This is a genomic window from Blautia sp. BCRC 81119 (assembly GCF_003184505.1).
GTDB classification, from domain to species: Bacteria; Bacillota; Clostridia; order Lachnospirales; family Lachnospiraceae; genus Blautia_A; species Blautia_A fusiformis.
In genome coordinates, this window is sequence record NZ_QJHD01000010.1 from 68,917 (window position 1) to 81,529 (window position 12,613).

Sequence of the window (12,613 nt, forward strand, 5' to 3'; positions counted from 1 at the left end):
CAGACAAAAAGCTGCAGCAGAATATCTGTTATCCTGCCGCAGCTTTTATCTCTTATTTCAGCGCTTTCTCAATTTCTTCGATCACGATCCGAAGCGCCTTCAGCCTTGCATATTTCTTATCTACGGATTCCAGAATGTGCCATGGTGCATAAGCAGTACTGGTTTTCTGAAGCATCTCATCTACTGCTGTTTCATACTGATCCCATTTTTCACGGTTTCTCCAGTCCTCATCCGTGATCTTCCACTGTTTTTCCGGATTGCTCTGGCGGTCGTTGAACCTGGCAAGCTGGGTGTCCTTATCAATGTGGACCCAGAATTTCACGATCACAGCGCCCCAGTCAGAAAGCTCCTTCTCAAATTCATTGATCTCATTGTAGGCACGTCTCCAGTCATTCTCGCTGCAGAAGCCCTCCAGACGTTCTACCATCACTCTTCCGTACCACGTCCGGTCAAAGATGGCAATGTGACCATCCTTGGGAAGCCTTGTCCAGAAACGCCACAGATAATGACGGGCTTTTTCATGAGGCTCCGGACTTGCGATAGGATATACCTCAAATCCACGGGGATCAAGAGCCTCCGTGATCCTCTTGATATTTCCTCCCTTTCCGGCAGCATCCCAGCCTTCATAGGTGATGATCACAGGCACTCTTTTTCGGTAAAGACGGTTATGCAGGCTTCCAAGCTTTGCCTGCAGTTCCTTAAGCTCAGCCTTGTACTCTTCATCCCCCACTTCTTTTCCATCCAGAGGAATCTCGCTTAATCTGGGCATCTCCACCAGAGGAAAAACATTCTGCAGGATCGGCACTGCATGTTTGCTGTTTTCCATGGCAACCTCTATATTGCTGATCATGGTTTCCAGTACCTGCAGTTCTGCCCACTTCCGGTCACCGGCATCGACAATATACCATGGAGCCGCAGATGTATTGGTATCCTGCATATACTGGTCGAAAATCTTTCTGCACTTCTTATAATGATCATTCTGCCAGAGATCATATTCATTGACTCTCCATCTGGTATCCTTGCTTTCCAGAAGGATGCCCATACGTTTTTCCTGTTCTTTCCGGTCGATCTGTATAAAAAATTTCAGGAGTACATATCCATTATCCGTCAGCTGACGTTCAAATCTCCGGATACTGTCAATCCGTTTTGAATAATTGTCACCCTTCAGCTTTTTATCCATACGTTCACGACAGGTCTGATCCATCCATCCTGAATCCAGGAATGTAAACTTGCCCGCTTCCGGGATTTCCCTGAAATATCGGTAAAGAAATGGTTTCCGAAGTTCTTCCTCTGTAGGTGCTGACATAGTCGCAACTTTGAAGAAACGAGGATCGATATTCTTGATCACCTTACTTATGGTACTTCCTTTTCCGGAAGCTCCCCAGCCTTCAAACAGCACGATCACCGGAATCTTATGCTCTTTCAGAGCCATCTGCAATTCATATAATCTGGTTCTTGCAGCACTTAAACGCACTTTGATATCCTCTTTTTCCGGAATCTGTTCCGGGTTCCAGTTTTTCAACATCTGCATCGTCCTTCCTTGAATTTTTTGAATATTCATATTATACCACAGAAGATCTTATTTTACGATAATTTTTACATAATTTTAACCTTTAGCCTCACAAAAGCAAACAAATTGCACAACAAAAATCATTCATAAGCATCGAAAATCTTTTTAACCTCTTGACATTTTTGTCGCCGCTTCATACAATAGACGCTGATTGTTATTTTTTTAACTTCATAAAAAAGCAGTGCCTGAAAACTGTTGAAATAATAAAGATCAAGGAGCCGATCATGAAACTCACAGAAAAACTTCTGCAGAAAATGGAACAGAAAAAAGAACTCTATGGCGATGGCATCATCATGCCGGACGGGGATTACCGTCTGATCCAGGATGGACACTTAAAAACTCTCATGTCCCTTCTTCCATATACAGAAAACGAAATCTGGAAAATGATCCCCGATGATGATTCCGCACTTTTCTGGCTGGTAGAAAAAACAAGCTGCGTACTGACCGATGTCAATTCCACAATCGGAATGAAGATGACCCCCGCACAGCAGAAAACCTACGAAGCACTTTCCAGTCGCGGGATCATCTCTGATGAATATTATGATCTTACCAAACAGCGGGAAAAAGTAAAAGCTGCCCGGGCTAACGCCTGAGCAGCTTTTATTTATATCTGTCAGTCCTCATACCCTTCCAGAAAAGAATGTTTCACTCCATCTTTTTTGTATGCGATAACTGTATGAAGATTAACATTTTCCACACTTCGGAAAATATTACTTTCTACATGTGGATTTACCTTCTTAAGTTCTGCGATCAGATTCTTGATCTCCATTCTCTTGGAAACACTGGTACCATCTGTACGGCAGGTAGTACAGGTATCGGTAAATTTACATGCACACTGGATAAAATGAAGGTCATTATAATCTCTCCAGTGTTTGATATCTGCCTCCCGGATCAGATACATAGGACGGATCAGCTGCATTCCCTCAAAATTTGTACTATGGAGCTTCGGCATCATAGTCTGTACCTGCGCTCCGTAAAGCATTCCCATCAGGATCGTCTCGATCACATCATCATAGTGATGTCCAAGAGCGATCTTGTTGCAGCCAAGCTCCTTTGCCTTGCTGTAAAGATAGCCCCTTCTCATACGGGCACAGAGATAGCATGGGGATTTTTCTATATTATAAACCGCATCGAAGATCTCAGTCTCAAACACTGTGATCGGAATCCCGAGAAGCCTGGCATTGTGCTCGATCACCGCACGGTTTGCCTCATTATATCCCGGATCCATCACAAGAAACACCAGTTCAAAGGGAAACTTGTTATGACGCTTCAGTTCCTGGAACAGTTTGGCCATCAACATAGAGTCCTTACCACCGGAAATACAGACTGCTATCTTATCTCCCGGCTTCACCAGCTCATAATCGTTGATTCCCCTGGCAAATCTGGAAAACAGCTGCTTATGGAACTTTTTGCGGATACTCAGCTCGATATCCTTCCGCCGCTGTTCCATTGCATCATTTTCCTCTTCTTCACTGTTCTCTTTACCGGATTCTTTCTGCATCTGCTGAAAAAGCCATCCTGTATATCCACCTTTCAGGCTCAGTGCGGGAATTCCTTTTTCCCGGAGCATCTCTGCACCCTCCTGGCTGAAAAGCCCTCTTGTACAGTAAAGGACCGGTATCTTATCCCCCTTCAGTTCTTCTGCCCGCTCTTCCAGTTCCTGTTCCGGAACAGAGATTGCTCCCGGGATCATTCCATATTCTACAGTTACTTTATCACGGGTATCTATCAGAAGATATTTCCCCCGTTCTTTCTCTATCTGGTCAAAAGAAATCTCCAGTGTTTCTTCATTCATACTGCTATTATTCCTTTCCTTACATTTTCAAAGTTTCTGGTTCATATTGTAAGCCTTCCCGTCAAAAACCTCAAGAAGATTTTCCCGAAGGTTCCCGCGTTATTGGAATGCTGCTGTTCACTTTGTTCTCAACAACCCAGCCTGTACTTTTTTCTGAAAATCAGTTATAATATTTTTGTTTGTAAAAAAATTTTCACCAAGGAGGATACCGGAAATGAAAACACAGAATCAGACTATGCTCTCTGAGAATACACTGACATCCCGGCCCACAGATATTATTGCGGGATTTCCTGTACGTCCCGGGTTTTTTGAATTAAATGGCGCTACTCCTCTTTCCAACGGAGTCAACTTTACCGCACATACCCGCCACGGTACATCCTGCGAGCTTCTTCTTTTCCACTACGGAGAAGAGGAACCCTTCGCAGTCCTTCCTTTTCCCAATGCCTGTCGTATCGGTGATGTCTACTCCATGATCGTCATGGGACTGGACATCGAAGATCTGGAGTACGGCTACCGCATTGACGGTCCTTACGAACCGGAAAAGGGTCACATCTTCGATAAGACAAAGGTTCTTCTTGATCCTTATGCCAAAGCCGTTGCCGGTCAGCGTGAATGGGGCCAGCAAAAGATCGGAAGCTATCATGCCCGTGTGGTACGTGATTCCTTTGACTGGGAAGACATGCCGCAGTCCACCCGTAAGATCAGTGACCTGATCATCTATGAGCTTCACGTCCGCGGCTTTACACAGGATTCTTCTTCCGGTGTTATGCACCCGGGAACCTTTGCCGGTCTTCGTGAAAAGATCCCTTATCTCAAGGAACTGGGGATCAACGCCGTAGAGCTGATGCCGATCTTCGAGTTCGACGAGAATATGAATGCCCGTACTGTAAATGGCAAACGGCTTCTGGAATACTGGGGATACAATTCTGTCAACTTCTTTTCTCCAAACACCAGCTACGCTTCCAAGCCGGAGCATAACTGTGAGGGAACTGAGCTGAAAGAGCTGATCCGTGAGCTCCACGAAAATGGCATCGAAGTAATTCTTGATGTTGTATTCAATCATACCGCCGAAGGAAACGAGCTGGGAAAAACCTTCTGCTTTAAGGGCTTTGACAATAAGGTTTATTATATGCTGACTCCAGAGGGAAATTACTACAATTTCAGCGGATGTGGAAATACTCTGAACTGTAACCATCCCATTGTACGTCAGATGATCCTTGAATGCTTACGTTACTGGACCATCAACTACCGTGTGGACGGCTTCCGCTTCGATCTTGCCAGCATTCTCGGACGCCATGAGGACGGTTCTCCACTTAACAATCCGCCCCTTCTGGAGCTTCTCGCTTACGATCCGGTCCTTAGAAATGTCAAACTGATCGCAGAAGCCTGGGATGCCGGCGGGCTGTATCAGGTTGGTTCTTTCCCTGCCAGCCGCAGATGGGCTGAATGGAATGGCCGTTACCGTGACTGCCTCCGTTCCTTCCTGAAGGGAGATTTCTGGAATGCCTGGGACGCTGCATGGAGTATTTCCGGTTCCGGTGATCTGTACGGAGGCTTTTATTCTGATCATAATGACAATTATGCAGGATACAATTCCTGTGTCAATTTCCTTACCTGCCACGATGGCTTCACCATGTATGATCTTTATTCCTACAATGAAAAACACAACGAAGCAAACGGCTGGAATAACACCGACGGTTCCAACGATAACCGCAGCTGGAACTGTGGAGAAGAGGGCGATTCCACCAACCCCGAAGTGCTCTCCCTCCGCTTCCGCATGATACGAAATGCCTGTGCTGTACTGATGTCCAGCCGCGGAACCCCGATGTTCCTTGCAGGTGATGAATTCGGAAACACAAAACACGGAAATAACAATACCTACTGTCAGGATAACGAAACCTCATGGATCAACTGGAAGCTTCTGGAGAAAAATCACGATCTTTTTGAATTTTTCAAATTTATGATCCGGTTCCGTAAAGACCACCCTGTTATCTCCCGGAAGCTTCCCAACGCAGTATGCGGTATGAAAAATATCCACACTCATAACATTGACGCAAGGGATGTGACCATTCCAAGAGATGCCCACACCTTCGCTGTAAGCTTTGCAGGCTATGATAAGAGCAAAGGCACTGATGACCTGATCTACATTGTGATCAACGCATACTGGGAGGACGTAACGGTCACACTTCCGGAGCTTGCCCGTCCCGGTGCATGGTATCTCTGTGTCAACACGTTCGGTGACGGAAATGGCCGTTATTTCTACGAAAAAGGCCAGGAGCCACGCATTGAACACGATTTCTGCATGCGGCCCAGATCCGTTGCCATCTTTACCGGCCGCAATTATTAGAATTTATATCAGGGGCAAAATTCTTTTTGTCCCTGTCTGAAAGAAATGGAGTATTTTGAATGGAATTAAAAAACAGAACTTTGTCCAATTTTGCAGAACTTGTAGAAACAGGTGAATGTAAAAAATTCCGCGGTCGTCTGAAGACAGGCATAGACCTTGGTACTGCCAATACCGTTCTTGCCGTTGTCGACCGGAATAACCGTCCCATAGCCGGAATTTCCGCACCATCCCATGCGATTCAGGATGGAGTGATCGTCAATTACTATGAATCTGTCCAGCTTGTGACAAAGCTTAAAAATGAGCTGGAGGAAAGGCTTGGCACAGAACTTACTTACGGTGCTGCTGCCATCCCTCCGGGAGTTTCTGAAGGCAGTGTCAAAAGCATCGGCTATGTTCTGGAGGGTGCCGGTTTCGAGGTTACAAATATCGTGGACGAGCCTACTGCCGCAGCTGCTGTCCTTAAGATCACAGACGGTGCTGTTGTGGATGTGGGTGGCGGCACAACCGGTATCAGCATCCTGAAAGACGGAAAAGTTATCTACACCGATGATGAGGCTACTGGCGGCAGCCATATGACCATGACAGTCGCCGGTCACTATAAGATCCCTTATGAGGAAGCCGAAGTATTGAAAACTACTCCGGAAAAAGAAGACGAAATTTTCCCTGTGATCAAGGCCACTGTAGAAAAAATGGCTGTGATCACCGAGAAATTTCTAAAGGGCTATCAGGTTCCGGCTGTTTATGTAGTTGGCGGTTCTTCCATGTTTAAGGAATTTACTACCGTTTTTGAAAAGAGGCTGAAGCTTCCGGTATACCGTCCGGTCCATCCGCTTCTTGTTACGCCCCTTGGCATCGCATATCACTGTGAGCTGCCAAAAATCTAAGCTCTTCCCGGTCTGGTCCTACGATTCTCCAGAAGGCAAACAACCTCCACTGAATCGGTGAGCGGGAACATATCAACCGGCTGCATCTTCTTTACCAGGTAATCTCTCTTAGTAAGGCAGGCAAGATCTCTTGCCAGGGTTTCCGGGTTGCAGGATACATAAACAATTTTTTCCGGTGAAAGAGTCAAAAGGGAGTGAAGGAATTTACGGTCACTTCCGGAACGTGGCGGATCCATGAGAACAACCTCCACCTTCTCTCCCTCTGCTGCCATTCCTTCCATAAACCATCCTGCATCTCCCGGAACAAAACGAACATTACGGATCTTGTTTTCCCTGGCATTCATTCTGGCATCACGGATAGCATCACGGTTCAGTTCTACACCAATGACATCCCTGGCATTCCCGGAAGCGATGATCCCGATAGTACCTGTGCCACAGTAAGCATCGATCACCCTCTCTTTTCCTGTCATTGCCGCAAACTCCATAGCCTTTCCGTAAAGTACTTCTGTCTGCACAGGATTTACCTGATAAAAAGAAGATGGAGAAATACGGAAGGTCAGTCCCATAAGTCGATCTTTGATGAATCCCGGTCCGTAAAGTACGATATTGCGGTCTCCAAGTACCATGCTTGTCTGTCTGTCATTGACATTGAGAACCACCGTAGTGATCTCCGGATGCTCTTTACGGAGAGCTTTTACAAAGTTATTCTTAGATGGAAATATTGGAGAAACCGTAACTAATACCACCATGATCTCTCCTGTGGAAAAGCCTCTCCGCACAAGCACATGGCGGAGAAGTCCATATCCTGTATCCTCATCATAGGTCTTGATCTTAAAGGATTTCAGCATACCACGTATGGTACGGATGATTTCCTGACTTTTTTTATCTTCGATCATACAGTCATCTACGGAAACGATCCTATGACTCTTCTCCTCATAAATCCCGGAAATTACGTTTCCCTTCCGGTCACGGCCAAAAGCTGCATGAACTTTGTTTCTGTAATAATAGGGATCTTCCATTCCAATGATCGGCTCTACTTTTCCGAATTTTTTCAGAAGGCCTTCTGTAATTCTCTGTTTCCTGCGAAGCTGCTCCTGGTAGGATACACCCTGATAACGGCAACCGCCGCATTTCTTCGCAACTGAACAGACAGTCTCTTTCTGTTCCATTTTTATCTCTCCTCTTTTATGGGCACAAAAAAGATGTTCCCAGTTATTTTCACTGAGAACATCTTATCAGACCTTTTCTTTTTTTACAAGAAAATCCTTGGCCTACTCCTGATATGGCTCATTAAATACAAGAATATGTTTCTTCACATTCTCGTAAGTACCCTGGGCCATAGCCTCATTGAGGTCAAAGAAATTATGCTTGTCTGTTGATTCCATATATTTCTCCACATGAGCTGTCAGGCTGTTAAAGCTTGCTGTGGCAATATTCACCTTACGGATGCCAAGAGAGATCGCCTTCTGGAAATCTTTATCGGTGATGCCACTGCCGCCATGAAGAACCAGCGGAATATCCACTTTCTCATGGATCTTCTCCAATACATCAAAAGCAAGCGTCGGCGCTACCGGATAATTACCATGGGCATTCCCGATGGCAACTGCAAGCGCATCAATACCTGTCTCTCTTGCGTAAACGACCGCATCATCCGGATCTGTGCAGCGGATACCGTGGTCACAACTTCCATCCTCACTTCCGCCCACAAGTCCCAGCTCAGCCTCAACTGTAGCGCCGTATTTACGTGCTTTCTCCACAACGGCCTTTACTCTGGCGATGTTTTCTTCAAAAGGAAGCGTAGAAGCATCCAGCATAACCGATGTAAAGCCAAGCTCCAGAGCCTTGTCAACCGACTCAAAAGTAAGACCATGATCCAGATGGACAGCCACATCCACCTTAGCCTCCTTTGCAGCCTGTACCATCATCGGTCCCATCAGGTGAAGCGGAGAATTTTTCAAACGCACCTCCGCGATCTGAAGGATGATCGGAGTATCCAGTTCTTCTGCTGCGCGGATCGCACCTCTTACCATTTCCATATTACCAACACTGAAAGCACCGCAGCCAATATTTTTCTCTTCGGCACGTCTCAGCAGATCTTTCATTTTCACAAGTGCCATGATTTGGCCCTCCTGTCCTGTTTATCGTACACTGTTTGCATCTTACAGAAAAAAGCGGTGTCAAAGCACTACTGGCTGATACCGCTTTTTCTATGCAAAGCGGACATCTTTATTCCGCTTAACTGTACATCAGCATGCACCTATTTCCCTGTCGTAATTATAAGCCTGTCTTCTCAGCAATGAATTTTCTTGCACGGATCGCATACTCAAGCGGATTAGCCTTAGCCGGATCCTGCTCAGCCTCAACAACCATATATCCTTCGTAGCCTGCATCCTCGAGAACCTTGAAGATTGGATCATAGTTGATGCATCCATCTCCCGGAATCGTGAAGGCACCGGCTCTTACGCCTGCAAGGAAGCTCATGTTTTCTTTCTTAACCTGCTCAACAACTTCCGGACGGATATCCTTCAGATGAACATGTCTGATCCTGTGAACATATTTCTTTACAACCTCAAGAGGATCCTCTCCACAGTATGTAAAGTGACCGGTATCAAAAAGAAGACTTACATATTCAGGATCTGTATTCTCCATCATACGGTCAACCTCAGCAAGGCTCTGTACAACAGTACCCATATGATGATGGAAAGTAAGAGCAATATCATACTCCTCTTTTGCGATCTTACCAAGCTTGTTCATACCTGTGCAGAAGGTATCCCACTCTTCGTCATTCATCTCATATTTATGTCCGAAAATCGGAGTATCCATCTGGCCCTGAACACTGTGGCTCTGCTCAGATGCGCCGATCACTTTCGCACCCATAGCTTTCAGGAAAGCAAGCTGTGCACGGAACTCCTTCTCAACCTCCTCAAACGGTTTGGTGATCAGGAAGCTTGAGAACCACTGGTTACAGATCTCAACACCACGAAGCTCAAGAGCCTTCTTAAGAACCTCAGGATCCTTCGGATACTTGTTACCCACCTCGGAGCCTGTGAAACCGGCAAGAGCCATCTCACTGACGCACTGCTCAAAAGTATTCTCTTTGCCAAGATCCGGCATATCATCATTTGTCCATGCAATTGGTGCAATACCAAGCTTTACTTTATTCTTATCAAACATTGGTCAATTCTCCTTTTTATTTGAATTATTCCATAATCTCAGAAATCTTAACCGGTCTGTGCTCCTCGCTGGATTTCTTAGCTGCAAGACCCATTAATACCGGCTTCAGACCATCATAAACATTAAGAGGTGTTTCTTTGTCATTAACGATCGCATCAATAAATGCTGCAACCTCTTTACCATAAGCGTCCATGTATCTCTCAAGGAAGAAGAACATCGGCTTCTCGCCTGTAACACCCTCAGCATTGCTGATCACTGTGGAAGACTGGCTGTCATTGGAAATAGCAGCCATACCATCAGAACCGAAAACCTCAGCTCTCTGATCATAGCCATAGGAAGCTCTTCTGCAGTTATCGATAACAGCAATAGCACCATTCTCCATCTGAAGAGTGATAACAGCTGTATCAACATCCCCAGCCTCACCAATAGCCGGATCAACCAGATTTGCGCTCTGAACATAAACCTCTGTAGCATCGCAGCCTGCAAGATAACGAACCATATCGAAATCATGAATTGTCATATCCAGGAACATGCCACCGGAAACCTTAACATAATCAATGCTAGGCGGCTCAGGATCGCGGGAAGTGATCTTGATGATCTCCGGTTTACCAACCTTACCAGCTGCAACAGCCTGCTGAAGAGACTCAAAGTTATGGTCGAATCTTCTGTTAAAACCAACCTGATATTTCAGATTTGTGCCCTCAAGAGCATCGATAACCTCTTTGATCTTGGCAATGTCATGATCGATCGGTTTCTCACAGAAAACATGCTTGCCAGCCTTGATAGCCTCTACAGAAATCGGAGAATGAGTATCTGTAGAAGAACAGATCAGAACTGCGGAAATCTCAGGATCATTGATGATTTCCTTATAATCCTTAGTCGTGTGCTCAACACCCATGCTCTTAGCCCATGCAGCAGTCTCATCATTTAAGAAAGGATCTGCAACCGTCTTGATCACCGCATCCGGCACCCTTGTTGTGATACTGGTAATATGAACTCTACCAATTCTACCTGCTCCGATAATACCAACTTTAATCATAGTTTTGATCTCCTTTTGATTTATTTTCCCAATGTAATCTCCTTGCGTGTCCGAACACGCTCTTTATGCTTAATATAATATCATCGCAACACACAAATCGCAACCCCTAATATTGTACAATATTACCATCTTTTTTCTATTAAAAATGACGAGAACTATTTTTAGCCACAATATGTAATATTTTTAGGTCAACTTCACCGAAAATATCTCCAACACATTCCCATACAATCACCCTAATCATCCCACACACCACCCCCTCCAAACATCCAGCACAGCATCACAACTCACATCCCTTCAAGCATCCAGCACAGCATCACAGCTCACATCCCCTCAAACATCCAGCACAGCGCCGATGCCACACCCCTTCCAGCATCCAGCGCAGCGCCGATGCCCACAACTCTCCCGGCAAACAGACGCAAACTCAGCCCTTGCAGTCGTCCAGCGCAGCGCTGACGACCCACAACCTATCGTCAAACGACATTTTTTCTCGCTGGAAGCACCAGCCGCGGAAGGGGATGCTGTCTGGCTCTGCTTCTGCAGGAGGGGAGCTGATTCTTGGACGGCGGGAATCTGCGTTGTTTTTCAAAAGTCCGCTGTCTGAGCGGCAACAGGCCGCGAGTTCGGACTTTTGAAAAACGCTTTTAGCAGATTTCCGGCGTCCTAGAAGCCAGCCCCCGACGAAGCCGCAGACCAGACAGCATCCCCTTCCGCGGCGTCCCTCCGCACAAAAAAAAGGAGACACCCCACTTCAGTGTCTCCCCTCCGGAATCGTATACTCATTCCTTATATATATTTCCGTAAAAATCTTCGCCCTCTCCGGCGCTTCCCCATTAAACAGCAGCCGGAACAAAATCATCACCGGCTCATACCCCTGTATCCTGGCATCCTGCCCGATCAGGAAATGAATAAATCCTTCCCTCATCAGCTCATAATTCCGCCCCATAAAATCATTGGCAACCATCTTCACCTGACCAGCTTTCCCCGCTCCGGCAATTGCCTCACACACCCCCTCCTCCCCATGAGAAGTAAGATATATCCCGTCAAGATCCGGAACATCCTTAAATATCCCTTCCGTAATTTCCCTGGCCCTGCCATTCTCCTCAAAGCAATACTCCGGCCCAATGATCTCAATCCCAGGATACTTCCGCGCAATTTCCTCACGGAATCCAACCACCCTGCTACTCAGAGAAGTATTGGTACTATAGCCGGAAATCACAGCAACCTTTCCTTTTCCACCGGTCAGCTCCCCCATAAGCCCCGCAGCCGCACGGCCACACTGCACACCGTTCTGCCCTACAAAGCAAAGCCGTTTCGTATCCTCCACATCCGAAGTAAACGTCACCACCGGGATCCGAAATTCCTCCACAAACCGATCAATTTCCCTTTTCACACGTTCCTCATCCAAAGGAACCATGGCAATACCACTAACCTCTTCCATCCGCATCTTCTCCATGGCGAGAATAACATCCTCCGCATTCTGATGCTCGATCTTATGGACCAGGACTGTACCACCAAGATTATCCACCTCAGCGCACGCCTCCTGGATTCCCTTCAGAACTTCTTTCATAAAAGGTGTTTCCGCACCCTGCAGGATCACGCCGATCTTAATATTATTTCTGCTCATGGATAGAGCACGGCCCAGTTGATTCGGCTTATACCCCATCTCATCAGCGATGGCACGGATCCTCTCAGCAACCTCCGGACGGATCCTGCCCCTGTTATTTAACGCTCTGTCAACAGTACCTCTGGAAACACCGGCAGCTTCCGCGATCTGCCTTATAGTAACTCCCATACTAAGCACCTC

The 12,613-nt window shown here is 46.3% G+C and carries 10 protein-coding genes; 3 read left to right on the forward strand and 7 right to left on the reverse strand.

Features of this window, described 5'->3' with window-relative positions; all coding sequences use genetic code 11:
* Window positions 1-52: 52 nt before the first annotated feature.
* Window positions 53-1,525, reverse strand: coding sequence for a polyphosphate:AMP phosphotransferase (gene pap / locus DMI82_RS07905; protein ID WP_110103030.1), 1,473 nt, complete (start codon window positions 1,523-1,525; stop codon window positions 53-55).
* Window positions 1,526-1,794: 269 nt separating this feature from the next.
* Between pap and DMI82_RS07910 the strand changes: the two genes are divergently transcribed.
* Window positions 1,795-2,163 (forward strand): hypothetical protein, encoded by a 369-nt coding sequence (locus DMI82_RS07910; RefSeq protein WP_015524421.1) that lies wholly within the window; start codon window positions 1,795-1,797, stop codon window positions 2,161-2,163.
* Window positions 2,164-2,183: 20 nt separating this feature from the next.
* Here the strand turns inward: DMI82_RS07910 and DMI82_RS07915 are convergent, their stop codons facing one another.
* A complete protein-coding gene (locus tag DMI82_RS07915; RefSeq protein WP_110103008.1) occupies window positions 2,184-3,365 on the reverse strand; it encodes an ATP-binding protein in 1,182 nt (393 codons plus the stop codon).
* Window positions 3,366-3,579: 214 nt separating this feature from the next.
* On the opposite strand from DMI82_RS07915, the gene DMI82_RS07920 reads away from it, so the two are divergent.
* Together DMI82_RS07920 and eutJ are read left to right on the forward strand one after the other, a co-directional pair.
* On the forward strand, window positions 3,580-5,712 hold the full coding sequence (locus DMI82_RS07920) for a glycogen debranching protein (protein WP_110103009.1): 2,133 nt from the start codon (window positions 3,580-3,582) through the stop codon (window positions 5,710-5,712).
* A 59-nt stretch (window positions 5,713-5,771) separates the two neighbouring features.
* Complete coding sequence (eutJ, locus tag DMI82_RS07925) at window positions 5,772-6,596, forward strand: ethanolamine utilization protein EutJ (RefSeq protein WP_015524418.1); 825 nt, start codon at window positions 5,772-5,774, stop codon at window positions 6,594-6,596.
* Here the strand turns inward: eutJ and rlmD are convergent.
* From rlmD to DMI82_RS07950, 5 genes are all read right to left on the reverse strand, one after another.
* A complete protein-coding gene (gene rlmD / locus DMI82_RS07930; protein ID WP_059085471.1) occupies window positions 6,593-7,765 on the reverse strand; it encodes a 23S rRNA (uracil(1939)-C(5))-methyltransferase RlmD in 1,173 nt (390 codons plus the stop codon). The two genes, eutJ and rlmD, sit on opposite strands and share 4 nt — an antisense overlap.
* A gap of 102 nt (window positions 7,766-7,867) precedes the next feature.
* A complete protein-coding gene (locus tag DMI82_RS07935; protein WP_110103010.1) occupies window positions 7,868-8,713 on the reverse strand; it encodes a class II fructose-bisphosphate aldolase in 846 nt (281 codons plus the stop codon).
* A 157-nt stretch (window positions 8,714-8,870) separates the two neighbouring features.
* Window positions 8,871-9,770, reverse strand: a complete 900-nt coding sequence (gene iolE, locus DMI82_RS07940; RefSeq protein WP_110103011.1) for a myo-inosose-2 dehydratase — start codon at window positions 9,768-9,770, stop codon at window positions 8,871-8,873.
* A gap of 25 nt (window positions 9,771-9,795) precedes the next feature.
* Window positions 9,796-10,809 carry an inositol 2-dehydrogenase gene (iolG, locus tag DMI82_RS07945; RefSeq protein ID WP_015524414.1) on the reverse strand — a complete coding sequence of 338 codons (1,014 nt, stop codon included), beginning with the start codon at window positions 10,807-10,809 and terminating at the stop codon, window positions 9,796-9,798.
* Between the two features lie 748 nt (window positions 10,810-11,557).
* Window positions 11,558-12,601, reverse strand: a complete 1,044-nt coding sequence (locus tag DMI82_RS07950) for a LacI family DNA-binding transcriptional regulator (protein WP_015524413.1) — start codon at window positions 12,599-12,601, stop codon at window positions 11,558-11,560.
* Window positions 12,602-12,613: the final 12 nt, after the last annotated feature.

Excerpts from the sequence above, each read along its gene's own strand:
- pap (WP_110103030.1), bottom strand. The coding sequence starts at position 1,525 with ATGTTGAAAAACTGGAACCCGGAACAGATTCCGGAAAAAGAGGATATC.
- DMI82_RS07910 (WP_015524421.1), top strand. The coding sequence starts at position 1,795 with ATGAAACTCACAGAAAAACTTCTGCAGAAAATGGAACAGAAAAAAGAA.
- DMI82_RS07915 (WP_110103008.1), bottom strand. The coding sequence starts at position 3,365 with ATGAATGAAGAAACACTGGAGATTTCTTTTGACCAGATAGAGAAAGAA.
- DMI82_RS07920 (WP_110103009.1), top strand. The coding sequence starts at position 3,580 with ATGAAAACACAGAATCAGACTATGCTCTCTGAGAATACACTGACATCC.
- eutJ (WP_015524418.1), top strand. The coding sequence starts at position 5,772 with ATGGAATTAAAAAACAGAACTTTGTCCAATTTTGCAGAACTTGTAGAA.
- rlmD (WP_059085471.1), bottom strand. The coding sequence starts at position 7,765 with ATGGAACAGAAAGAGACTGTCTGTTCAGTTGCGAAGAAATGCGGCGGT.
- DMI82_RS07935 (WP_110103010.1), bottom strand. The coding sequence starts at position 8,713 with ATGGCACTTGTGAAAATGAAAGATCTGCTGAGACGTGCCGAAGAGAAA.
- iolE (WP_110103011.1), bottom strand. The coding sequence starts at position 9,770 with ATGTTTGATAAGAATAAAGTAAAGCTTGGTATTGCACCAATTGCATGG.
- iolG (WP_015524414.1), bottom strand. The coding sequence starts at position 10,809 with ATGATTAAAGTTGGTATTATCGGAGCAGGTAGAATTGGTAGAGTTCAT.
- DMI82_RS07950 (WP_015524413.1), bottom strand. The coding sequence starts at position 12,601 with ATGGGAGTTACTATAAGGCAGATCGCGGAAGCTGCCGGTGTTTCCAGA.